General features: G+C 67.8%; 21 protein-coding genes. 10 read left to right on the top strand and 11 right to left on the bottom strand.

Features of this window, described 5'->3' with window-relative positions; translation table 11 throughout:
* Nucleotides 1-170, bottom strand: a 170-nt coding sequence (locus ACK59X_RS11560; protein ID WP_409957463.1) for an SDR family NAD(P)-dependent oxidoreductase, incomplete at its 3' end; no start/stop codon positions are given.
* A gap of 123 nt (nucleotides 171-293) precedes the next feature.
* On the opposite strand from ACK59X_RS11560, the gene ACK59X_RS11555 reads away from it, so the two are divergent.
* Entirely contained in the window at nucleotides 294-755 is a 462-nt protein-coding gene (locus ACK59X_RS11555; protein ID WP_409957460.1) for a winged helix-turn-helix transcriptional regulator, read from the top strand.
* A gap of 24 nt (nucleotides 756-779) precedes the next feature.
* Here ACK59X_RS11555 and ACK59X_RS11550 read toward each other — a convergent pair whose 3' ends face one another.
* The 4 genes from ACK59X_RS11550 to ACK59X_RS11535 form a co-directional block, all read right to left on the bottom strand.
* Nucleotides 780-1,487: an SDR family oxidoreductase gene (locus ACK59X_RS11550; RefSeq protein ID WP_409957459.1), complete on the bottom strand. Its 708-nt coding sequence runs from the start codon at nucleotides 1,485-1,487 to the stop codon at nucleotides 780-782.
* A gap of 134 nt (nucleotides 1,488-1,621) precedes the next feature.
* Complete coding sequence (locus ACK59X_RS11545; RefSeq protein ID WP_409957458.1) at nucleotides 1,622-2,623, bottom strand: NADP-dependent oxidoreductase; 1,002 nt, start codon at nucleotides 2,621-2,623, stop codon at nucleotides 1,622-1,624.
* 84 nt (nucleotides 2,624-2,707) lie between these two features.
* Nucleotides 2,708-3,313 (bottom strand): TetR/AcrR family transcriptional regulator, encoded by a 606-nt coding sequence (locus ACK59X_RS11540; protein ID WP_409957457.1) that lies wholly within the window; start codon nucleotides 3,311-3,313, stop codon nucleotides 2,708-2,710.
* A gap of 35 nt (nucleotides 3,314-3,348) precedes the next feature.
* Nucleotides 3,349-3,810, bottom strand: a complete 462-nt coding sequence (locus ACK59X_RS11535) for a MerR family transcriptional regulator (RefSeq protein ID WP_409957456.1) — start codon at nucleotides 3,808-3,810, stop codon at nucleotides 3,349-3,351.
* A gap of 79 nt (nucleotides 3,811-3,889) precedes the next feature.
* On the opposite strand from ACK59X_RS11535, the gene ACK59X_RS11530 reads away from it, so the two are divergent.
* From ACK59X_RS11530 to ACK59X_RS11520, 3 genes are read left to right on the top strand one after another with little or no spacing between them, the layout of a single operon-like run.
* Nucleotides 3,890-6,061, top strand: coding sequence for a heavy metal translocating P-type ATPase (locus ACK59X_RS11530; protein WP_409957455.1), 2,172 nt, complete (start codon nucleotides 3,890-3,892; stop codon nucleotides 6,059-6,061).
* Entirely contained in the window at nucleotides 6,058-6,657 is a 600-nt protein-coding gene (locus tag ACK59X_RS11525) for a hypothetical protein (protein WP_409957454.1), read from the top strand. Before ACK59X_RS11530 ends, ACK59X_RS11525 begins: the two co-directional genes overlap by 4 nt.
* Nucleotides 6,624-7,049 carry a DUF3703 domain-containing protein gene (locus ACK59X_RS11520; protein ID WP_409957453.1) on the top strand — a complete coding sequence of 142 codons (426 nt, stop codon included), beginning with the start codon at nucleotides 6,624-6,626 and terminating at the stop codon, nucleotides 7,047-7,049. The genes ACK59X_RS11525 and ACK59X_RS11520 overlap by 34 nt, the downstream gene beginning before the upstream one ends.
* A gap of 18 nt (nucleotides 7,050-7,067) precedes the next feature.
* On the opposite strand, the gene ACK59X_RS11515 is transcribed toward ACK59X_RS11520, so the two are convergent.
* Nucleotides 7,068-8,141 (bottom strand): branched-chain amino acid ABC transporter substrate-binding protein, encoded by a 1,074-nt coding sequence (locus ACK59X_RS11515; protein WP_409957462.1) that lies wholly within the window; start codon nucleotides 8,139-8,141, stop codon nucleotides 7,068-7,070.
* Between the two features lie 261 nt (nucleotides 8,142-8,402).
* Between ACK59X_RS11515 and ACK59X_RS11510 the strand changes: the two genes are divergently transcribed.
* Entirely contained in the window at nucleotides 8,403-10,406 is a 2,004-nt protein-coding gene (locus ACK59X_RS11510) for a peptidase U32 family protein (RefSeq protein WP_409957452.1), read from the top strand.
* Between the two features lie 150 nt (nucleotides 10,407-10,556).
* Nucleotides 10,557-11,840: an O-acetylhomoserine aminocarboxypropyltransferase/cysteine synthase family protein gene (locus ACK59X_RS11505; protein WP_409957451.1), complete on the top strand. Its 1,284-nt coding sequence runs from the start codon at nucleotides 10,557-10,559 to the stop codon at nucleotides 11,838-11,840.
* A gap of 22 nt (nucleotides 11,841-11,862) precedes the next feature.
* On the opposite strand, the gene egtB is transcribed toward ACK59X_RS11505, so the two are convergent.
* Together egtB and egtD are read right to left on the bottom strand one after the other, a co-directional pair.
* A complete protein-coding gene (gene egtB, locus ACK59X_RS11500; protein WP_409957461.1) occupies nucleotides 11,863-13,116 on the bottom strand; it encodes an ergothioneine biosynthesis protein EgtB in 1,254 nt (417 codons plus the stop codon).
* An 82-nt stretch (nucleotides 13,117-13,198) separates the two neighbouring features.
* Nucleotides 13,199-14,302 carry an L-histidine N(alpha)-methyltransferase gene (egtD, locus tag ACK59X_RS11495; RefSeq protein ID WP_409957450.1) on the bottom strand — a complete coding sequence of 368 codons (1,104 nt, stop codon included), beginning with the start codon at nucleotides 14,300-14,302 and terminating at the stop codon, nucleotides 13,199-13,201.
* Nucleotides 14,303-14,512: 210 nt separating this feature from the next.
* Here egtD and ACK59X_RS11490 point away from each other — a divergent pair, with 210 nt between their 5' ends.
* From ACK59X_RS11490 to ACK59X_RS11480, 3 genes are all read left to right on the top strand, one after another.
* Complete coding sequence (locus tag ACK59X_RS11490) at nucleotides 14,513-15,583, top strand: metal-dependent hydrolase (RefSeq protein WP_409957449.1); 1,071 nt, start codon at nucleotides 14,513-14,515, stop codon at nucleotides 15,581-15,583.
* 107 nt (nucleotides 15,584-15,690) lie between these two features.
* On the top strand, nucleotides 15,691-15,942 hold the full coding sequence (locus ACK59X_RS11485) for a DUF1272 domain-containing protein (RefSeq protein WP_409957448.1): 252 nt from the start codon (nucleotides 15,691-15,693) through the stop codon (nucleotides 15,940-15,942).
* Nucleotides 15,939-16,574 (top strand): LysE family translocator, encoded by a 636-nt coding sequence (locus ACK59X_RS11480; RefSeq protein WP_409957447.1) that lies wholly within the window; start codon nucleotides 15,939-15,941, stop codon nucleotides 16,572-16,574. The genes ACK59X_RS11485 and ACK59X_RS11480 overlap by 4 nt, the downstream gene beginning before the upstream one ends.
* Here the strand turns inward: ACK59X_RS11480 and ACK59X_RS11475 are convergent.
* Together ACK59X_RS11475 and ACK59X_RS11470 are read right to left on the bottom strand one after the other, a co-directional pair.
* Nucleotides 16,562-17,176: an OmpW/AlkL family protein gene (locus tag ACK59X_RS11475; protein WP_409957446.1), complete on the bottom strand. Its 615-nt coding sequence runs from the start codon at nucleotides 17,174-17,176 to the stop codon at nucleotides 16,562-16,564. The two genes, ACK59X_RS11480 and ACK59X_RS11475, sit on opposite strands and share 13 nt — an antisense overlap.
* A 306-nt stretch (nucleotides 17,177-17,482) precedes the next feature.
* Nucleotides 17,483-18,475 (bottom strand): DUF808 domain-containing protein, encoded by a 993-nt coding sequence (locus ACK59X_RS11470; RefSeq protein WP_409957445.1) that lies wholly within the window; start codon nucleotides 18,473-18,475, stop codon nucleotides 17,483-17,485.
* A 206-nt stretch (nucleotides 18,476-18,681) separates the two neighbouring features.
* Here ACK59X_RS11470 and ACK59X_RS11465 point away from each other — a divergent pair, with 206 nt between their 5' ends.
* The gene (locus ACK59X_RS11465) at nucleotides 18,682-19,386 is read left to right on the top strand and encodes a class I SAM-dependent methyltransferase (protein WP_409957444.1); all 705 of its coding nucleotides are present in this window, start codon (nucleotides 18,682-18,684) and stop codon (nucleotides 19,384-19,386) included.
* 77 nt (nucleotides 19,387-19,463) lie between these two features.
* On the opposite strand, the gene ACK59X_RS11460 is transcribed toward ACK59X_RS11465, so the two are convergent.
* The coding region (locus ACK59X_RS11460; protein WP_409957443.1) for a phosphoribosylformylglycinamidine synthase subunit PurQ at nucleotides 19,464-20,062 on the bottom strand (599 nt) is incomplete at its 5' end.

Here is a 20,062-nt window from a genome sequence, read left to right as displayed (position 1 = left end):
GCCTCGCCCCCCGCGGCGCGGATCTGGTCGACGAGGGGCTGCAGCTTGTCCGCGCTGCGCCGGGTCACGCAGGCGATATAGCCCTCGCGGGCGAAGCGCTGGGCAATGGCGCCGCCCGTGGCGTCGCCCGCGCCGATGACCAATATTGCTTTCTTCTTTCCGTCTGCCATGGGGTCTCCTGAGGTTGCAATGGAACGGGGACGGGCGCTGCGCCCAAGCTTTCAAAGTTCTATTTTTGAACTGACTGCACGATAAGTTTGAAAATTGAACCCGTCAAGGGTAGAGTTGCGGACATGAAGTGGAACGACCTGGAACAGGAAGCTTGCTCGGTGGCCCGCACCGTCTCCGTGATCGGCGACCGCTGGACCCTGCTGGTGTTGCGCGACTGCTTTCTCGGCGTGCGCCGGTTCGACGAGTTCCAGCAGCGCCTGGGCATCTCCCGCCCCATGCTGGCGGACCGCCTGGCCAAGCTGGTGGAGGCTGGCGTGCTGCGCAAGGCCGCCTACCAGGAGTCGCCCGCCCGCTACGAGTACCGCCTGACCCCGAAGGGCCTGGACCTGCACCCCGTCATCATGGCCATCGTGCACTGGGGCGATGTGCACATGGCGGGCAAGGCCGGCCGCCCCCTGCTGCACCGGCACACCGGCTGCGGCCACCTGTTCGACCCGGTCACCACCTGCTCGGAATGCCAGGCGGAGCTGCGTGCCAAGGATGTGTCGGTGGAGAGAGGGCCTGGGGCCTTTCCGATGGTTTGAGGGCGGAAGGGCCTGGCCCCAGGCTCAGGCGACCTGCGGCAGGTAGCTTGGCCGGGGTGCCGTCAGCCCGATCTTGACGTGCTGGGTGAGCCCATCGGCCAGCACTTCTTCCAGACCCGACTCCAGCCCGTTCAGCGCCCGCTTGACGATCTGCTCGGGACTGGTCTTGGGCACGTCGAAGCCGCGCGTGAGGTCGGTGTCGACATAGGCCATGTGCAGTCCCAGCACCTGCGTTTTCTGCGCTGAGAGCTCGTTGCGCAGGGCATTGGTCAGCGACCAGGCAGCCGACTTGCTGGCCGAGTAGGCGGCCAGCTCGCCGCCATTCACCCAGGAGGCCACCGACAGCACATTGAGCAAGGCGCCGCCGCCGTTGGCCGCAAGAACGGGAGCGAAGGCTTGGCTCACACGCAGCACGCCACAGAAATTGGTCTCGACGATGCGCCGCGCGAGCTCTTCGCTGTCGGGCGCCAGAAAGCCGCCGGGCTGGGCGATGCCGGCATTGTTGATGACCAGGGTGACGTCCTGCGCCTGCGCTGCGGCCGCGTCCACGTCGCCGGGGTGGTTGACGTCCAGCCGCAGGGCCTGCACGCCAGCCTGGGGGGTGATGCTGGCGGGATCGCGCGCGCCAGCGTAGACCTTGCGCGCACCGCGGGCGAGCAACTCGCGGGCAAAGGCCAGGCCGATGCCGCGATTGGCACCGGTGATGAGGACAACAGCGTCTTCGATCTTCATGGTAACTCCAGGGATGGATGCGAAAGGGCTCATACGGATTTGCATTCGAGCGTAGAACTAGGCGGGAGCCGCAGACAGTGCTGCGGCACGGCAAGGCGAAGCAACGACGTTGTACGGTTGAAGGCGAATCCGTATCACTTGAGCTGGATGACGACCTTGCCTTTGGCACGGCCGGATTCCACATACGCCAGCGCCTCGTTGGTAGCCTCGAAGGGAAACACCTTGTCGACCACCGGGCGGATGGCTCGGGCGTCCATGAGGCGGGAGATTTCACGCAGTTGACTGCGCTCGGCGCGCATGAAGAGGAAGGAATAGCCGACGCCCAGGCCTTTCGCCCGCCGCCGCACGCCTGCACTGATCAAGCGCAGCAGCAGCCGTACGATGCCGGGCGCCTTGCTGCCCTTGGCGAATGCAGGGTCCGGCGGGCCCGAGATGGAAATGAGCTTGCCACCCGGCTTGAGCACCCGCAGGGACTTTTCGAGCGCCTTGCTGTCCTGGCTGTGCAGGACCAGGTCGTAGCCGCGCAGCTGGGTCTCGAAGTCCTGCGTGCGGTAGTCGATGGCGAGGTCGGCTCCCAGCGTGCGCATGGCCTGGGCACTGGCCGCGCCTGCGGTGGTCGCGACGCTCGCACCCAGGTGTTTGGCCAGTTGGATGGCAAAGCTGCCCACCCCGCCGGAGCCGGCCTGAATGAAGACCTTCTGCCCCTGCCTGAGCCCGCCCTGCTCTACCAGGGCCTGCCAGGCGGTGAGTCCCACCAGGGGGATCGAGGCCGCCTCGACCATGGAAAGTCCACGGGGCTTGGGCGCCAGCGAGGACTCCCTGACCGGCACGAACTCGGCAAAGGTGCCAATGCGGAAATCGTCTGCCCGGGCATAGACCTCGTCGCCGATCTTGAACTGGCGCACCTGGGGGCCGACCTGCACCACCACCCCGGCCACGTCGTGGCCCAGGACAAGGGGCAGGCGGTAGGGCAGGATGGGCTTGAACTCTCCGTTGCGGATCTTGGCGTCCAGCAGGTTCACGCCCGCCGCATGCACCTCCACCAGCACCTCGCCATCGCGCAGTTCGGGCCGGGGCAGGTCGGCCAGGCGCAATGCACGCTGCTTGCCGTAGCGCTCAAGAATGAAGGCTTTCATGGTGTTTCCTTGCGGATTGGCAAATTTCGAATGATGACCATCATATTGAAAGGCAAAAAAAAGCGCACCGCCTGTGCCGGTGGTTCAGGGGCCGGAAGGCGCCAGGTGCTTGAGCGCAGCCTCGCGCAGGCCGTCCGACAGTGCGGGCTCGTCCACCGCACGCGCCAGCAGCAAGGCCCCCACCATGGTGGCCACGGTGACCAGAGCGCGCTCGTGGGCGGCGGGCTGCCCCCAGTCCGGGGACTGGCGGGCGATCAGATCGACCATTTCCTTGATGTGCCGGGTGGCGACCCGCCGCACCTCGGGGGCCTGGCGCATGGTTTCGGAGCCCAGCGCGGCCAGGGGGCACCCCAACTCCACCTGTTCGACGTGCCCCCGGGAGAGGTAGCTGCCCAGCATGGACGCCAGAGCCGTGCCCGGCGGCACGCTGGCCACCACCTGGGCGGCAGCGGCTGCGGACTCCGCGCATGCCTTCGCCGCCGCTTCGGCCAGCATGGCCTCACGCGAATCGAAATGGGCGTAGAAGGCCCCATGCGTGAGACCCGCCTCCTTCATGATGTCCGCAACCCCGGTCCCGTCGTAGCCACTGCGGCGAATGGCGCGGGCCGCCACGGACACGATGCGCTCGTGCGTGGCTTCCTTGGCAGCGCTTCTGGCAGTGGTCTTGTTATTTCGCATGATGCTCATCATAAAATCTTCGGATGCAGGGCGCAAGGAAGCCCGGCTCACACATGCCGCTTGGCCGGCGCAGGCCCTGGCGGCGCCACGGGCTCGGCATCGGCCCTTTCATGCAGCGCCTCGATCACATGGCAATGCCCATCGGTGCCGTCACAGCGCCGGCGCAGCGCGATCAGGTCGCGCTCCAGGGTCTTTAGTTCCTGCAGGCGGATGCGCACGTGGCTCAGGTGCTCGTCCAGCGTGTCGCAGGCGGTGTGGTCGGCGGCGGTGCTGCCGCGGTCCAGCGCCAGCAGGGTGCGCACCTCGTCGAGCGACATGTCCATGGCGCGGCACAGGCGGATGAAGCGCAACTGGTGGATGTCGGCATCGCTGTACAGGCGGTAGCTGCTTTCGCTGCGCGGGCCGGCCGCGAGCAGGGCTTCCTTTTCGTAGTAGCGGATGTTGGCGGTAGAGACCCCGGAGCGCTGGGCGGCCTCGCCAATGCGAAACCTGGCTGCGTCTGTTGGCATGGGCTTGACCTTCAAGTCACTTCAAGGATTCCAATCATGGCATGGCGGATCGCAATCCGCCCCTGCACAAGGAAAAACCATGACAACCGAGTCGAGCCGAACCACCACCCCGCAGGGCCCGCCCGAGGCCGTGGCCCTGCCCATGCCCAAGGCATCACAGGGCGCGCGCCGTGCACCGCAGATCAACGTCTCCTGCTGCGCCCCCGGCAGCAGTTGCTCGGCCGATGCGCCACCTGCCAAGGCAGCGGCCACACCACATGCGCACAAACATGGTGCCGAGGGCCACGACCACCAGGACCACGATGGCCATGGCCACGACGCCGAAGACGGCCATGAAGGCCACGACCACGGCGCCCTGCCCGGCTGGGGCCGCATCGGCGCATCGCTGGCAGCAGCCTTGGCGGCCGAGCTGGCCCATCTGCTGGGGCCCGACACGCCCGTTTGGCACTATGGCGGCATGGCGCTGGCGGCGGTGGCCATCCTGCTGGCGGGCCTGGGTATCTACAAGGCCGGCCTAAAATCGCTGCTGCGCGGGCAGTTGGGCATCAACACGCTGATGGCCGTGGCCGTGACCGGCGCCTTCGCCATCGGCCAGTGGCCTGAGGCGGCCATGGTGATGGCCCTGTACGCCCTGGCCGAGCGCATCGAGGAAGGGGCCGTGGGGCGGGCGCGCAACGCCATCGGCGCGCTGCTGGCGCTGAGCCCGGACCAGGCCGAGGTGCAGCAGCCCGGCGGCCAGTGGCAGACCCTGCCCGCCGCCGAGGTGGCCGTGGGCGCCACGGTGCGCGTGCGCCCTGGCGGCCGCGTGCCGCTGGATGGAACGGTGGCCACCGGGCGCAGCGCGGTGGACGAATCCAGCGTCACCGGCGAAAGCCTGGCCGTGGACAAGGTGCCGGGCGACAAGCTCTACGCCGGCACCCTGAACGCCCAGGCCGATCTGGTGATGCAAGTGACATCGGCAGCAGGCGACACCACGCTGGACCGCATCATCCGCGCGGTGGAAGAAGCCCAGGCCACCCGCGCGCCCACGCAGCGCTTCGTGGACCGCTTTGCAGCCATCTACACGCCTGCCGTCTTCGTGCTGGCCGTGGTGGTGGCCGTGGGCGCCCCGCTGGTGATGGGTTGGGGCTGGTTCGACGCCATCTACCGCGCCTTGGTGCTGCTGGTGATTGCCTGCCCCTGCGCGCTGGTGATCTCCACGCCCGTCACGGTGGTCAGCGGCCTGGCCGCGGCGGCACGGCGCGGCATTCTGGTCAAGGGCGGCGCCTGGCTGGAGCAGGCGCGCGGCATCCGCGCCGTGGCCTTCGACAAGACCGGCACCATCACCGCCGGCAAGCCCGTGCTGGTGGGCCAGGCCCAGTTTGGCGGCGATGCCGCCACCGACGTGGCGCGTGCGCTGGCCGGCCGCTCGGACCACCCGGTATCGAAGGCCATCGCGGCTGGGCTGGGGGACGCTGCGGGCACCGATCTGCCCGAAGTGGACGACTTCACCGCCCTGGCCGGGCGCGGCGTGCAGGGCCGCATCGCCGGCGCCACCTGGCAGCTGGGCAACCGCCGGCTCATGCAGGAGCGCAAGCTCTGGACCGACGCCGTCGAGGCCGCCGCTGCGGAGCATGAGGCCCAGGGCCGCAGCGTGACCCTGCTGGCCGACGCCGATGCCGTGCGCGCCCTGTTCGCCGTGGCCGACACCCTGCGCCCGCAGGCCGTGCAGGCGGTGTCCGACCTCAAGGCCCTGGGCGTGGTGCCTGTGATGCTGACCGGCGACCATGCCGCCGCGGCCCAGGCCGCCGCCAGGGAAGCCGGCATTGCCGAGGTGCAGGCCAGCCTGCTGCCCGAGCACAAGCTCGCGGCCATCGCCGCCCTGCAGCAGAAGCACGGCATGACAGCCATGGCGGGCGACGGCATCAACGACGCCCCGGCCCTGGCCAAGGCCGACATCGGCTTTGCCATGGGCGCCGCCGGCACCGACGTGGCCATGGAGACGGCCGACGTGGTCATCATGAACGACGACCTGCGCCGCGTGGCCGAGACGGTGCGCCTGTCGCGCCGCACGCACCGCGTGCTGGTGCAGAACATCACGCTGGCGCTGGGCATCAAGGCCGTGTTCTTCGGCCTGGCACTGGCGGGCCAGGCCACCATGTGGATGGCGGTGTTCGCCGACATGGGCGCCAGCCTGCTGGTGGTGGCCAACGGGCTGCGCATGCTGCGGCCGGAAGGTGGTACACCGGCTGCAAAGGAGGCTTCGGCATGAGCAGTACTGCGCCCATCGACCCGCAGACGGCGGTGGCCACCGCCTTGGGCAGCGCCGAGATGGGCCCGCCTGCGGCCACCCTGGAGCGCCCGCCCGGCAGCCTGCGCATCTGCCTGACCACCACCCTGGACGCGCCTGCCGGATGGGTGGCCAGGGAACTGCAGACCACGGCGCTGTTCCGTCACATCACCGCGCCGCTGCTGCGCTTTGGCACCGTGCACGGCCCCTGGCCTGCACACTGGCCGATGGGCGACACGGAGCTGCGCTTTGCACTGTTCGGCCTGCTGCCCATGGGCCGCCAGACCGCGCGCATCAGCGTGCATGCAAACGAGATCCCCGGTGCCTGGCCCATGCTGCGCGACAACGGCACGGGCCAGCTCATGCGCGTGTGGGACCACCGCATCACCGTGCACAGCCTGCCCGGCGCGCCGGGCACGCCCGAGCGCACCTGCTACACCGACGAAGTGTTCGTGCGCGCACGCTACCTGCCTTGGCTCATGACCCCGGTCAGCGCGGCCTTTGCCTGGGTGTTCTACCGCCACCGGCAACGGCGCTGGGTGCGATGGGCGCGCGAGCATTCGGCGGCATCGGCGTGAGCGCCGCCATGCCCGGAACGTCCGCATTGCAATACCAGGCGTTCGCGCACCTCCTGGTGCGCTTCGAGGCCAGCGCGGGCGAGCCGCCGGCCGTACGCTGGCCCTGGCTGGAGGCGGCCCATGTGCTAGGCCAGACCACGCTGGGCCTGCATTGGCGCTCGCACACCGCCATGCTGCGCTACGCGCTGCAGTTGCGCGACGGGCGTGAAGTCCGGGGGCAGCTGCTGCGCCTGGCGCTGGTGCCGCTGGGCCACCTGCTGCAGCGGCTGCCCCTGGGCAACATCGGGCGTGCGCATGTGCCCGCGCTCAGGCCCATGGTGCCAGGGGCGGATACCACCACGCGCATCCAGGCCGCCCTGCGCGCGGCAGAGTCGGCCCTGGCGGCGCAATAGCCGCCGGAACCCCGTGGATCAGTTCAGCGCAACGCGGCTGCCGTCCTTGTAGGTATACAGGGTGACCGCAGGGGTCGTCAGCTCGCCCTTGTTGGTGAAGGCGATGTTCGCCGTCACGCCCTTGTACTCGGTCTTGCCGATGAAGGGGATGTAGACCTTGGGGTCCACCGAGTTGGCGCGCTTCATGGAATCGGCCAGCACCATGGCGGCGTCGTAGGCATAGGGGCTGTAGATCTGGAACTGGCCTGGGAACTTGGCGTCGTAGCGCTTCTTCCAGTCGGCACCGCCCTGCATCCTGGCGACCGAGGCGCCGCCGGTGGCGCAGGTCACGTTCTTCAGGGCAGGCGTCTTGCCGGCCAGCTCGGGCAGCTTTTCGGTGCACAGCGCATCGCCGCCGAAGAACTTCACGTTGCCCAGGCCCAGTTGCTCCATCTGGCGCAGCATGGGGCCGGCCTGAGCGTCGAGGCCGCCGTAGAAGATGGCGTCGGGCTTCTTGTTCTTGATGGCGGTCAGGATGGCCATGAAGTCGGTCGCCTTGTCGGTGGTGAATTCCTCGCCCACCACGGTGAGGCCCTTTTGCTGGGCCGTGGCCTTGAACACCGAGGCCACGCCCTGGCCGTAGGCCGTGCGGTCATCGATGATGGCCACGGACTTGAGCTTCAGGTGGTCGGCCGAGAAGATGGCCAGCGCCGCACCCAGCGCGCTGTCGTTGGCGATCAGGCGGTAGGTGGTCTTGTAGCCGGGCTTGGTCAGGTCGGGGTTGGTGGCGGCGGCCGTGATGTGGGGAATGCCGCACTTGTCGTACACCGCAGCGGCGGGGATGGAGGTGCCCGACTGCAGGTGGCCCACCACGCCGGCCACCTTCAGGTCGCAGAGCTTCTGCGCCACGGCGGTGGCCTGGCGCGGGTCGCCCGCATCGTCTTCGGCGGCGAGCTCGAACTTGATCTTCTTGCCGCCGATCACCAGGTTCTGCGCGTTCAGATCATCGAGCGCCAGCCGCACGCCGTTCTCGGTGTCCTTGCCGATGTGGGCGATGCCGCCCGACAGCGGGCCTGCATGGGCGATCCTGACGACCTGCACATCTTGCGCCATGGCGGCGGTGGAGGCAAACGCTGCGGCAGCGATCAGGGACAGGGCGAAGCGCGAGCGGGAAGCAACGGACACGGGCAGAACTCCAATGAAGACAGAACAGACAAACAAATGAAAGAAGCCGGTGCCGGCACGGGGCCAGCGCAGGCATCCTAACCCTTCATCGGTACACCAGACTTGCACAACAGAATTGCATACAGTATTAGTCGAGCTAATTGGTATTCCCATTCGCTGGGAAAGCCCGGTGCTGGGATAATCAGGGCCATGTCCCTCCTGCCCCACCAGCTCGAACTGCTTGCGCCTGCGCGCGACGCAGACATCGGCATCGAAGCCATCAACCACGGTGCCGACGCCGTCTACATCGGCGGCCCGGCCTTCGGCGCCCGCGTGGGCGCGGGCAACGACATCCGGGACCTGGAGCGCCTGGTCAAGCACGCCCATCGCTTCAACAGCCGCATCTTCATCACGCTCAACACCATCCTGCGCGACGACGAACTCGAAGACGCGCGCAAGATGGCCTGGCAGGTCTACGAGGCCGGGGCCGACGCACTGATCATCCAGGACATGGGCCTGCTCGAAATCGACATGCCGCCCATCCAGTTGCATGCGAGTACGCAGACCGACATCCGCACGCCCGAGAAGGCGCGCTTTCTGCAGGACGCAGGCCTCTCGCAGATCGTGCTGGCGCGCGAGCTCACGGTGCAGCAGATCGCTGCCGTGCACAGGGCCCTGGGCCCGGTGGATGCGCCGGGGCGCGCCAACATCGAGTTCTTCATCCACGGCGCGCTGTGCGTGGCCTACAGCGGGCAGTGCAACATCAGCCATGCACAGACCGGCCGCAGCGCCAACCGCGGCGACTGCAGCCAGGCCTGCCGCCTGCCCTACCAGGTGACCGATGCGCAGGGCCGCTTCATCGCGCACGACAAGCACGTGCTGAGCATGAAGGACAACAACCAGAGCGACAACATGCGCGCGCTGATCGATGCCGGCGTGCGCAGCTTCAAGATCGAAGGCCGCTACAAGGACATGGGCTACGTGAAGAACATCACGGCCCACTACCGCACCATCATCGACGGCATCATGGAAGAGCGCGAGTCCTCGGGCCACCCGCTGTCGCGCTCGTCCAGCGGGCGCACCACCTTCACCTTCACGCCCGACCCGCTGCAGAACTTCAACCGCGAGTTCACCGACTACTTCGTCACCGGCCGCAAGCAGGACATCGGCGCCTTCGACACGCCCAAGAACCCCGGCCAGGCCATCGGCTGGGTGACCAAGGTGGGCGCCGATTTCGTGGAGCTGGAAGTGAGCAGCCCCGCCACCGTGCTGCACAACGGCGACGGCCTGTGCTACTACGACCTGCACAAGGAACTGGTGGGCATGGCCATCAACCGGGCCGAGCCCGTGTCGCCGCGCAGCACCACGCAGTGGCGCGTGTTCCCCAAGGACCCGATGGAAGGCTTCAAGGACCTGCGCAAGGGCACCGAGATCAACCGCAACCGCGACATGGACTGGGTGCGCACGCTGGACAAGAAGTCGAGCGACCGCCGCATCGGCCTGTGGGTCTACCTGTCCGAGACGCCAAAGGGCTTTGCCCTCACGCTGACCGACGAAGACGGCTTTGCCGGCGGCGCCCAGTTGGACCACGCCCACCAACCCGCGACCGACGCTGCCAAATCAGAGGCCAGCCTGCGCGAGCACCTGGCCCGCTTCGGCGCCACCATCTTCGCGGTGAACGACGTGGGCCTGCAGCTGTCGCAGCCCTGGTTCATCCCGGCATCGGCCGTGAACGCCCTGCGCCGCGACGCCCTGGCCGACCTGGAGGCCAACCGCGCCAAGGGCTTCCTGCGCCTGCAGCGCGCCACCCCGGTGGAGCCCCCGGCCCAGTACCCCGAAGACACGCTGAGCTTTCTGGGCAACGTGTTCAACCACAAGGCGCACGACTTCTACGTGCGCCATGGCGTGAAGGTGATCGATGCGACCTACGAGGCGCACGAGGAGGAAGGCGAAGTCAGCCTCATGATCACCAAGCACTGCGTGCGCTTCTCCATGAGCCTGTGCCCCAAGCAGGCCAAGGGCGTCACCGGCGTGCAGGGCACCATCAAGGCCGAGCCCTTGATGCTCATCAACGGCAAGGAAAAGCTAACCCTGCGCTTTGACTGCAAGCCCTGCGAGATGCACGTGGTGGGCAAGATCAAGCGCCAGGTGCTCAACCAGGCGCGCGAGGCGCCGATGAACTTTTACCGCACGCGGCCGCAGCAGGGCAACTAAGCGGGCCTGCGCCGGCCTGCCATCACTGGCCGCATAAGCACATACGAAACGATTCGATCTGCCTCGGGAGGGGCGGTGGAAGAATGGGTCGGGCACTCCATTGGGGTGCTTGGCCCCCTCGTACCAACCCCTTCCAAGAGACAAGCCCTGATGCAGATCGAAACCCTCGCAGTCCACGCCGGCTACAGCCCCGACCCAACGACAAAAGCAGTCGCCGTACCCATCTACCAGACGGTGGCATACGCCTTCGACAGCGCGCAGCATGGCGCCGACCTGTTCGACCTCAAGGTGCCGGGCAACATCTACAGCCGCATCATGAACCCGACCAACGACGTGCTTGAAAAGCGCGTCGCGGCGCTGGAAGGCGGCATCGCCGCGCTGGCCGTCGCATCGGGCATGGCGGCCATCACCTACGCCATCCAGACCATTGCCGAGGCGGGTGACAACATCGTCTCGGCCAGCACGCTCTACGGTGGCACCTACAACCTGTTCGCCCACACCCTGCCCCAGCAAGGCATCACCACCCGCTTTGCCGACCCGCGCGACCCGGCCAGCTTTGCGCAGCACATCGACGCGCGCACCAAGGCCATCTTCATCGAAAGCATCGGCAACCCCCTGGGCAACGTGACCGACATCGCCGCGCTGGCCAAGGTGGCGCACGAGCACGGCGTACCGCTGATCGTGGACAACACGGTGCCCACGCCCTACCTGTTGCGCCCCATCGAGCATGGTGCCGACATCGTCGTGCACTCGCTCACCAAGTACCTGGGCGGCCACGGCAACAGCGTGGGCGGCGCGATTGTGGACAGCGGCAAGTTCCCTTGGGGCCAGCACAAGGCCCGCTTCCCGCGCCTGAACGAGCCCGACGTGAGCTACCACGGCGTGGTCTACACCGAGGCCCTGGGCCCCGCCGCCTTCATCGGCCGCGCCCGCGTCGTGCCCCTGCGCAACACGGGTGCCGCGCTGGCCCCGCAGAACGCCTTCCTGATCCTGCAAGGCATCGAAACCCTGGCCCTGCGCCTGGACCGCATCTGCGACAACACCCTGGCCATCGCCGAGTACCTGCAGGCCCACCCCAAGGTCGAATGGGTGCGCTACGCCGGCCTGCCCGACCACCCGGACCATGCGTTGGTCCAGCGCCAGCTGGGCGGGCGGGCGTCGGGTATTTTGAGCTTCGGGGTCAGGAACAGCGATGCCGATCCGCGGGCAGCGGGGGCGCGTTTCCTCGATGCGCTGCAGCTGTTCACGCGCCTGGTGAACATCGGCGATGCCAAATCACTGGCTACGCACCCGGCATCCACCACGCACCGCCAGCTCAATGCCGAGGAACTGGCCAAGGCCGGGGTGAGCGAGGGGATGGTGCGCTTGTCGGTGGGGATCGAACACATCAGTGATCTGAAGGCGGATCTGGAACAGGCACTGGGCAAGGTTTGACGCCCTGCGGCCTGGCGACGCCTCACACGTCGCGCGCCAGGCGCACGCCGGAAAACTGCCACCGCGCAGTCGCCGGAAAGAAATTGCGGTAGGTGGCGCGCGCGTGCCCTGCCGGCGTGGCGCATGAGCCGCCCCGCAGCACATACTGGTTGACCATGAACTTGCCGTTGTACTCGCCCACGGCGCCCTCGGCTGTGCGAAAGCCGGGGTATGGGGCGTAGCTCGATTGGGTCCACTGCCAGGCGTCGTTGAACATCTGCGCCATGCCATCGCCCTGTGCAGCCTGGGGATGCAGCAGCCTGCCTTCCGCTGTGTGGCCCTGCAGGGGCTGCTGTGTGGCTGCGTGCTCCCACTCGGCTTCGGTGGGCAGGCGGGCACCCGCCCAGCGGGCATAGGCATCGGCTTCGTAGTACGACAGGTGCACGGCGGGCAGCGCGCTGGCCAGGGGTACCAAGCCTGCCACGGTGAACTCGTGCCAGGCAGCTCCACCCGGCCCTTCGCGGTGCCAGTAGATCGGCTGCACGAGGCCCTGCGCAGTGCGCCAATCCCAGCCTTCGGCCAGCCACAGCGCAGGGTTGCGATAGCCCCCGTCTTCGATGAAGGCGGCGTACTCGCCATTGCTCACCAGGCGCGATGCCAGGGCGTGGGGCTGCACGTAGACGCGGTGGCGCGGCAGTTCGTTGTCAAAGGCAAACGTGCCATCGCCGGCATGGCCAATCTCCACCACGCCACCATCGCTCTCGTGCCAGGTCAGGGGCTGGGCCGGGCCGCTGCCGGCGTCGGGCTGAAGCGCATGGTAGGCCGGGAACAGCGGATTGCACGACAGCAAGTGCTTGATGTCGGTGACGAGCAGTTCCTGGTGCTGCTGCTCATGGTGCAGGCCCAGTTCCACCAGCGCCATGAGCTGGGCGTCGTCGCCCCGCTGGGCCAGCAGGCGTTGCAGGCGTTCGTCCACATTGGCACGGTAGGCCAGCACCTCCGCCAGCGAGGGCCGGGTGAGCAGGCCGCGCTGCGGGCGCGGGTGCTTGGCCCCCACGCCGTTGTAGTACGAATTGAACAGCACGCGGAACGCGGGGTGGAACGGCGCGAATGCCGCCTCGTTCGGTTCCAGCACGAAGGTCTCGAAGAACCAGGTGGTGTGCGCCAGATGCCACTTGGCGGGGCTGGCGTCGGGCATGGACTGGGCGCAGGCATCTTCAGGCGACAAGGGCGCCACCAGGTCCGCCGAGCGCTGGCGCACGGCGGCATAGTCGGCAGGCGTGGGGGCCGCGGTCATCAGCGCAGTGTGCCCCAGCGGGGCTGCATGCGCATGCGTTGCCGGGAAAACAGGGCCTGCGCCGGGCGGCTGCAGGCGCGCGTCAAGGCTGCGCATGGACCACCGCAAACCAGCCGCGCGGGTCGGTCCAGGCCTGGGCACGCGAGAAACCTGCGCGCGCCAGCATGTCGGTGAAGACGGGCAACGTGTACTTGTAGCTGTTCTCGGTGTGGATGCACTCCCCCACGGCAAAGTCGCGCACACCACCGTCGGCCCAGTGCACCTGCAGCGGCGCCATGGCCTGCAGGTGCATCTCGATGCGCGACTGCAGGGTGTTGAAGAAGGCCAGGTGGCGCCACTGCGTGGGGTCGAAATTGCTGCCGATGAGGCGGTTCACATGCGTGAGCACGTTGAGGTTGAAGGCGGCGGTGACGCCAGCCGCGTCGTCGTACGCGGCCTCCAACACGTCCACGTCCTTGGGCAGGTCGATGCCGATCAGCAGGCCGCCATCGGCATCGGGCTCGCCCTCGCCATCGACCAGCTCGCGCATCTGCTCCAGCAGCATCAGCGCGTGCGGCGGGTCGAAGTTGCCGATGGACGAACCGGGGTAGAACACCAGGCGCCCGGTGCGCGGAATGTCGGCCGGCAGGGTGACGCCGCGCGTCATGTCCGCGCCGACGGCGCGCACGTCCATGTGCGGAAACTCTTCGCGCATGCGGGCCACGGCGTCCTGCAGAAAGTCGGCCGAGATGTCCACACCCACGAAGCAGGCCGGGTCCAGCGTGCGGCACAAGGTGCGCGCCTTTTCGCAGTTGCCCGCGCCCAGCTCGATCAGCGTGCGGCCCCGGCCCACGGCGGCGGCGATCTCGGCCGCGTGCTGCTCCATCACGGCATGCTCGGTACGCGTGGGGTAGTACTCGGGCAGCCGGGTGATGGATTCGAACAGCTCCGAGCCCAGCTGGTCATAAAAGTACTTGGGCGAGATGGTGGCCGGCTGCTGCAGCAGGCCCGCGGTGATCTCGTCGAACACCGCTGGGCTGGCCAGAGGCTGGGCAGCCACAGGGGCATCGGAGAGTTCGGAATCGGATGCCAGCCCCTCGAAGGCCTCGAAGGCGAGGTGGGGTGGTTTGGCATTCCATGCCCCCTGGCGCGCTGCGCCCCGGGTTGGAAGCAAGGGCGAGGGGTTCTGGAGGAGTGCGTGGGCCATGGTTCGGAAGGTTAGCGGGGCCCCTCTGGGAGCCAAGTAGGACGAACGCGCATGTGCAGAGCCAGCGTCCGCCGGTCCTGTCATCCGGGCAAGCCACAATCATGGGCCCCAGGCGCATGCGCTGCAAGCCGTGTTGTCTCTGCTGGCCCACATTTCGCTTGCAGACATCTCTTTGACACAACCCCTGTTGAACAAGGACACCCCCGCCCCATGGATTCACTGACCCAGATCGCCCTGGGCTCCGCCGTCACCCTCGCCACCATGGGCCGGCGCACCGCGGCCTGGAAGGCTGTCTTCTGGGGCGCCGTGGCCGGCACCCTGCCCGACCTGGATGCCTTCATCGACCATGGCGACGCCATGCTCAACATGGTGCTGCACCGCAGCAGCAGCCATGCCCTGCTCTACCTGACGCTTTTGTCAGGCCCGCTGGCCTGGCTGGTGGCACGCCTGCATGGCGAGATGCCACACATGCTGCGCTGGTGGCTGGCCCTGTGGCTTGCGCTGGTCACGCACCCGCTGCTCGATGCCATGACGATTTATGGCACACAGTTGCTCTACCCGTACACCAATTACCCGTACGGCGTGGGCAGCGTGTTCATCATCGACCCGCTGTACACGGCGCCGCTGCTCATCGGCGTGCTGGCCGCGCTGGTGGCACGCGGGCGCGACGGCATGCGCGGCCTGCGCTGGAACGCCTGGGCGCTGGTGTTCAGCACCGCCTACCTGGGATGGAGCGTGCTGGCCCAGCAGCATGTGGAGGCAATTGCGCGGGCCTCGCTGCAATCGCAGGGCATCACGGCCGAACGCGTGCTGGTGACTCCTGCGCCCTTCAGCACCGTGCTGTGGCGCGTGGTCGCCATGACGCCCACGCACTACCTGGAGGGTTTTCGCTCATTGGCCGATGGCGGGCAGCAAGCCATGCGCTGGACGCGCCACGAGCGCGGTGCCGAGCTGCACGCCACCTACCAGGCCAATGCGCATGTACAGCGTCTGTCGCGCTTCACGCACGGCTTCTACCGCATGAGCGAGGCGGGCGGGCAGGTGTACATCACCGACCTGCGCATGGGCATGGAGCCCGCATACTCGTTCCACTTCGACATCGGCACGCCGCAGCAGGTGCTGACCGGCACCGCCAAGGCACGCCAGGAATGGCAGCGGCCTGACCTGGAGACCGCCCTGCCCTGGCTGTGGCGGCGGATGTGGTCGCTGGACAATGCACCCCTGCAGCCACCGCCAGGCACGGAACCCCCCACACAGGTACCTGCGGCCGCGACAAATTGAGTTGAGGCCAGTACAGACAGCCGCTCTGCCAGCAGCCGTCTGTACCTTGCAGTACCAGGCCGATGCGCATAGAGTGGCCGGGTCAAAGACCACCTTGAGACCCCGCCATGCTCCAGATGCGCCCCAGTTGCGAATGCTGCGACAAAGACCTGCCGCCCGACACCACCGAGGCACGCATCTGCACCTTCGAGTGCACCTTTTGCAGCACCTGCGCGGGCGGCAAACTGGGCGGCATCTGCCCCAACTGCGGCGGTGAGCTGCTGCAGCGCCCACGCCGGCCGGCATCCAGGCTCGCGAAGTTCCCGGCCTCGACCGAGCGCGTGCACAAGCCCCAGGGCTGCGGGCCGGTGCTGGCATGAACGCTACTACCCTCTTCGTCTTCTCCCTGGTCGCCTTGGTGGCCATTGCCACCCCGGGGCCCACGGTGCTGCTGGCGCTGGCCAATGGCTCGCGCTACGGTGTGCGGCGTTCGCTGCCGGGCATGCTGGGTGCGGTGGCGTCCGATTTCGTGCTGGTGGGCGCCGTGGCGCTGGGCCTGGGCGCGCTGCTCGCGGCCTCGGAGTTCTGGTTCTCGGTCGTCAAATGGGTGGGCGCCGCCTACCTGGCGTGGCTGGGGCTGCGCCTGCTGCGCTCGCAGGGCGGGCTGGACCTGTCGCAGGCCGGCGGTGCCGAGGGCGCGACGGCCCGCAGCATCTTCGCCAAGTCGTTCCTGGTCGCGGTGACCAACCCCAAGGGCTATCTGTTCTGCTCGGCCCTGCTGCCGCAGTTCATCGATGCCAGCGCGCCGCAGTGGCCGCAGTACGCGGCGATTGCAGTCGTGTTTGCGGGGCTGGATTTCGCGGTGATGCTGGCCTATGCCATCACCGGCGCCAAGGCCGTACAACTGCTGCGCCGCAGCGCTGTGGTCTGGCTGGACCGGTGCTGCGGCGGGGCACTGCTGGCCCTCGCCGGCTCGTTGGCGTTTTACCGCCGCAGCGCTCAGAACCTGTAGCCCAGGCCGATACCGAAGAGAACGGGATCGACCTTGAAAGTGCCCGCCTTCACACCGCCCGCAAACACATCGGTCTGGATATAGACCTTCTTCACGTCCACGTTCAGGTACAGATTCTTGGCCAGCGGAATGTCCATGCCCACCTGCAGCGCTGCGCCCCAGCTGTTCTTGTCGATGCCCACGCCGGCGGGCAGGTGCACGCTGGAGAAGCGCGTGTAGTTCAGGCCAGCGCCCACATAGGGCTTGAAGCCGGGGGCATCGAAGTGGTACTGCAGCAGCAGCGAGGGCGGCAGGTGCTTGAGGGTGCCGATCTTGCCGCCGAGCGTGCTGGCGCGCACGTCGTGCTTCTGCGGCACGGTCAGGACCAGTTCGGCGGCGATGTTCCTGGTGAAGAAGTAGGAGACATCGACTTCGGGAATCACCTTGTCGTTAATCGACAGGCCCAGGCCGGTGGTGTCCTTGTTGGCGCTGTCCAGGTGCACGGCGCGGGCGCGCACCAGCCAGGGGCCGTTGGCGTCTTGTACGCCTTGTGCCATGGTGGCGCCGGATGCCAGCGCGCAGGCGGCCACCAGGGCCAGTTTCAGCAGCTTGTTGTTGTTCATGGAAGCGATTTGATGCGGTTGAACGGGGACGACCCCCGTGCAGGCATTGGGCCCCCGCGCGCGCCGATGCGCCTTGCCACAGATCAACCATCGGCACCGCTGGCGCGGCGCGCCACCGACCCAGCGCCCAGGCTTCGATCCGGATCAACAATCTGTGCGCCACCCGCGGCGCATGAAACTGGCGCGGCCTAAGCCAGCGCCCCCGCGCAAGGGCCGCCCCGCCGCGCTGGGGGCGTCCCCCTCCCGAATCGCGTAGCGAGTCGAGAGAGGCGTGAAGGCGCGCAGCGCCTCAGGGGGTGCTTCACTTCAGTGCGCGGTCGCGCCCTTGCCACGCATTTTTTGCACAACGGTCACCACGGCCACCACCAGGCCGCCCGCGACGATGCCCACCACCGCATTCAGCAGATTGGAGATCAGCCCGCCCCACAGCGCGCCCGCAGGCCAGGTGCCGGCTGCAGCGCCCGCCCCTTCCACGGCATGGTGCAGCGCCGGAATGCCGTGCACCAGGATGCCGCCGCCCACCAGGAACATGGCGGCCGTGCCGGCAATGGACAAAAATTTCATGAGCCAGGGGGCCGCATTGACGATGCCCGTGCCCAGGGCCTTGGCCACGGCGCTGCGCTTGCTGTTGAGCCACAGGCCCAGGTCGTCGAGCTTGACGATGCCCGCCACCAGGCCATACACCCCCACCGTCATGATCGCGGCAATGCCCACCAGCACGGCCACCTGCTGCGCAAACGAGGCCGTCGCCACCGTGCCCAGCGTGATGGCGATGATTTCTGCCGACAGGATGAAGTCGGTGCGCACGGCGCCCTTGATCTTGTCCTTTTCCATGGCCACCAGGTCCACGGCCGGGTTGGCATTGGCCTGGGCACGGCTTTCGTGCTCGGCCTCGTCCTTGCTCTCGCTGTGCAGGAACTTGTGGGCGATCTTCTCGAAGCCCTCGAAGCACAGGAAGGCGCCGCCGATCATCAGCAGCGGCGTGACGGCCCAGGGGGCGAAGGCGCTGATCAGCAGCGCCGCCGGCACCAGGATGGCCTTGTTGACCATGGAGCCCTTGGCGACGGCCCAGACCACGGGGATCTCGCGCTCGGCGCGCACGCCGGTGACCTGCTGGGCGTTGAGCGCCAGGTCATCGCCCAGCACGCCCGCCGTCTTCTGTGCGGCCACCTTGGTCATGACCGACACGTCGTCGGCCATGGCGGCACTCTTCTTGGCCGCCACCTTGGTCATGAGGGCGACGTCGTCGAGGATGGTGGCGATATCGTCCAACAGGGCTAGAAGGCTGCCAGCGGCCATGGGATGTCCTTGGGTGGTGTTTCAGTCAAAGCGCCGACTATAGCAATGACCTGGGTCAATTCCACACGCTGCCAGGGGCCACCGCACGGCGCCGCAAAGGCCTTGCAGAGGATGCGGCCCGCCGTGGCTTTGGCAAAAGGCGCATACTCGGCGCCCACACCACCAACCTTTTGGGGTCCCTTGACAACGGGCTTCTCGCCCGAGCCATGCCAGGCTACCTCACCAAGCAAGACAGCGTCGCCATTGCCGGCGCCGCCAACCTCACCATCCGTTCGCTGCTCGACAAACAGCAGTTCTCCGACCCCCTGGGCGAGGCGGAGCGGCTGGGCATCTCGTCCGCCCTGTGGCCGTTGTTCGGCCTGCTGTGGCCCTCGGGCGAGCAATTGGCCGAGCGCATGGCCACCCGGCCGCTGCAGGCTGGCGAGCGCGTGCTGGAGATCGGCTGCGGCCTGGGCCTGGCCAGCCTGGTGTGCCACCGGCGCGGCATGGACATCACCGCCAGCGACGGCCTTCCGCTGGCGGACAGCTTTCTGCTCGAAAACCTGCGGCTGAACGCACTGCCGCCCATGAAGTACCGTGCCGGGCACTGGAATCCACCGCAAGGCCCCGAAGGCGACGGCCCCGCTGCCAGCACCGTGAGCGGCCGCTTCGACCTGATCATGGGCAGCGACGTGCTCTACGAACGCGACGCACGCGCCACACTGGCCGGCTTCATCGACCGCCATGCCGAGGTGGGCGCACAGATCTGGATCGTGGACCCCGACCGCGGCAACCGCCGCTCCTTCCACAGGCAGATGGCCGTGCACCGCTTCGAGGTGGTGGAAGAGCGCCTGGACCACCCGGCCCTGGACGACCGCCCCGCCTACAAGGGCCGGCTGCTGGTGTACCAGCGGCCTGATCTCGCCCGGTAGGTTCTCACCGCCCATGAAAAACGGGGCCGAAGCCCCGTTGGATCTCCATTGCCACCGCGGTGGCAATCCCGACACCGTCACCCCACCCATTTCCGCGCATTGCGCCAGATTCGCATCCACGGGCTCAGCTGGCTCCGGTCGCCGCTGGTCCAGCTCATCTGCACGTTGCGGAACACGCGCTCGGGGTGCGGCATCATGGCCGTGAAGCGGCCGTCGGCCGTGGTCACGGCCGTGAGGCCGGCAGCGCTGCCGTTGGGGTTGAAGGGGTACTGCTCGGTCGCCGCGCCATGGTTGTCCACGAAGCGCATGGCGGCGATGGCCTTGTCGGCATTGCCGCGGTAGCGGAAGTTGGCATAGCCCTCGCCGTGCGCCACGGCGATCGGCAGGCGGCTGCCGGCCATGCCCTGCAGGAACAGGCTGGGCGATTCCAGCACCTCCACCATCGACAGGCGGGCCTCGAAACGCTCGCTCTGGTTGGTGGTGAAGCGCGGCCAGTCCTGCGCGCCGGGGATGATGTCGGCCAGCTCGGCAAACCTCTGGCAGCCGTTGCATACGCCCAGGCCGAAGGTGTCCGCGCGGCCGAAGAAGCCCTGGAATTCCGCGGCCAGCACCGGGTTGAAGGTGATGCTGCGCGCCCAGCCGATGCCGGCACCCAGCGTGTCGCCATAGCTGAATC

The organism is Acidovorax sp., assembly GCF_046339755.1.
In the GTDB taxonomy this organism is placed as follows: Bacteria; Pseudomonadota; Gammaproteobacteria; order Burkholderiales; family Burkholderiaceae_C; genus Acidovorax.
This window is presented reverse-complemented; position numbering and strand designations above follow the sequence as displayed.

What these genes read in the sequence shown, in the direction of transcription:
- egtD (WP_409957450.1), bottom strand. Translation starts at nt 14,302, where the DNA reads ATGGCCCACGCACTCCTCCAGAACCCCTCGCCCTTGCTTCCAACCCGG.
- ACK59X_RS11475 (WP_409957446.1), bottom strand. Translation starts at nt 17,176, where the DNA reads ATGAACAACAACAAGCTGCTGAAACTGGCCCTGGTGGCCGCCTGCGCG.
- ACK59X_RS11530 (WP_409957455.1), top strand. Translation starts at nt 3,890, where the DNA reads ATGACAACCGAGTCGAGCCGAACCACCACCCCGCAGGGCCCGCCCGAG.
- ACK59X_RS11545 (WP_409957458.1), bottom strand. Translation starts at nt 2,623, where the DNA reads ATGAAAGCCTTCATTCTTGAGCGCTACGGCAAGCAGCGTGCATTGCGC.
- ACK59X_RS11515 (WP_409957462.1), bottom strand. Translation starts at nt 8,141, where the DNA reads ATGGCGCAAGATGTGCAGGTCGTCAGGATCGCCCATGCAGGCCCGCTG.
- ACK59X_RS11480 (WP_409957447.1), top strand. Translation starts at nt 15,939, where the DNA reads ATGAACGCTACTACCCTCTTCGTCTTCTCCCTGGTCGCCTTGGTGGCC.
- ACK59X_RS11510 (WP_409957452.1), top strand. Translation starts at nt 8,403, where the DNA reads ATGTCCCTCCTGCCCCACCAGCTCGAACTGCTTGCGCCTGCGCGCGAC.
- ACK59X_RS11505 (WP_409957451.1), top strand. Translation starts at nt 10,557, where the DNA reads ATGCAGATCGAAACCCTCGCAGTCCACGCCGGCTACAGCCCCGACCCA.
- ACK59X_RS11470 (WP_409957445.1), bottom strand. Translation starts at nt 18,475, where the DNA reads ATGGCCGCTGGCAGCCTTCTAGCCCTGTTGGACGATATCGCCACCATC.
- ACK59X_RS11485 (WP_409957448.1), top strand. Translation starts at nt 15,691, where the DNA reads ATGCTCCAGATGCGCCCCAGTTGCGAATGCTGCGACAAAGACCTGCCG.
- ACK59X_RS11525 (WP_409957454.1), top strand. Translation starts at nt 6,058, where the DNA reads ATGAGCAGTACTGCGCCCATCGACCCGCAGACGGCGGTGGCCACCGCC.
- ACK59X_RS11555 (WP_409957460.1), top strand. Translation starts at nt 294, where the DNA reads ATGAAGTGGAACGACCTGGAACAGGAAGCTTGCTCGGTGGCCCGCACC.
- egtB (WP_409957461.1), bottom strand. Translation starts at nt 13,116, where the DNA reads ATGACCGCGGCCCCCACGCCTGCCGACTATGCCGCCGTGCGCCAGCGC.
- ACK59X_RS11540 (WP_409957457.1), bottom strand. Translation starts at nt 3,313, where the DNA reads ATGATGAGCATCATGCGAAATAACAAGACCACTGCCAGAAGCGCTGCC.
- ACK59X_RS11550 (WP_409957459.1), bottom strand. Translation starts at nt 1,487, where the DNA reads ATGAAGATCGAAGACGCTGTTGTCCTCATCACCGGTGCCAATCGCGGC.
- ACK59X_RS11465 (WP_409957444.1), top strand. Translation starts at nt 18,682, where the DNA reads ATGCCAGGCTACCTCACCAAGCAAGACAGCGTCGCCATTGCCGGCGCC.
- ACK59X_RS11520 (WP_409957453.1), top strand. Translation starts at nt 6,624, where the DNA reads ATGGGCGCGCGAGCATTCGGCGGCATCGGCGTGAGCGCCGCCATGCCC.
- ACK59X_RS11490 (WP_409957449.1), top strand. Translation starts at nt 14,513, where the DNA reads ATGGATTCACTGACCCAGATCGCCCTGGGCTCCGCCGTCACCCTCGCC.
- ACK59X_RS11535 (WP_409957456.1), bottom strand. Translation starts at nt 3,810, where the DNA reads ATGCCAACAGACGCAGCCAGGTTTCGCATTGGCGAGGCCGCCCAGCGC.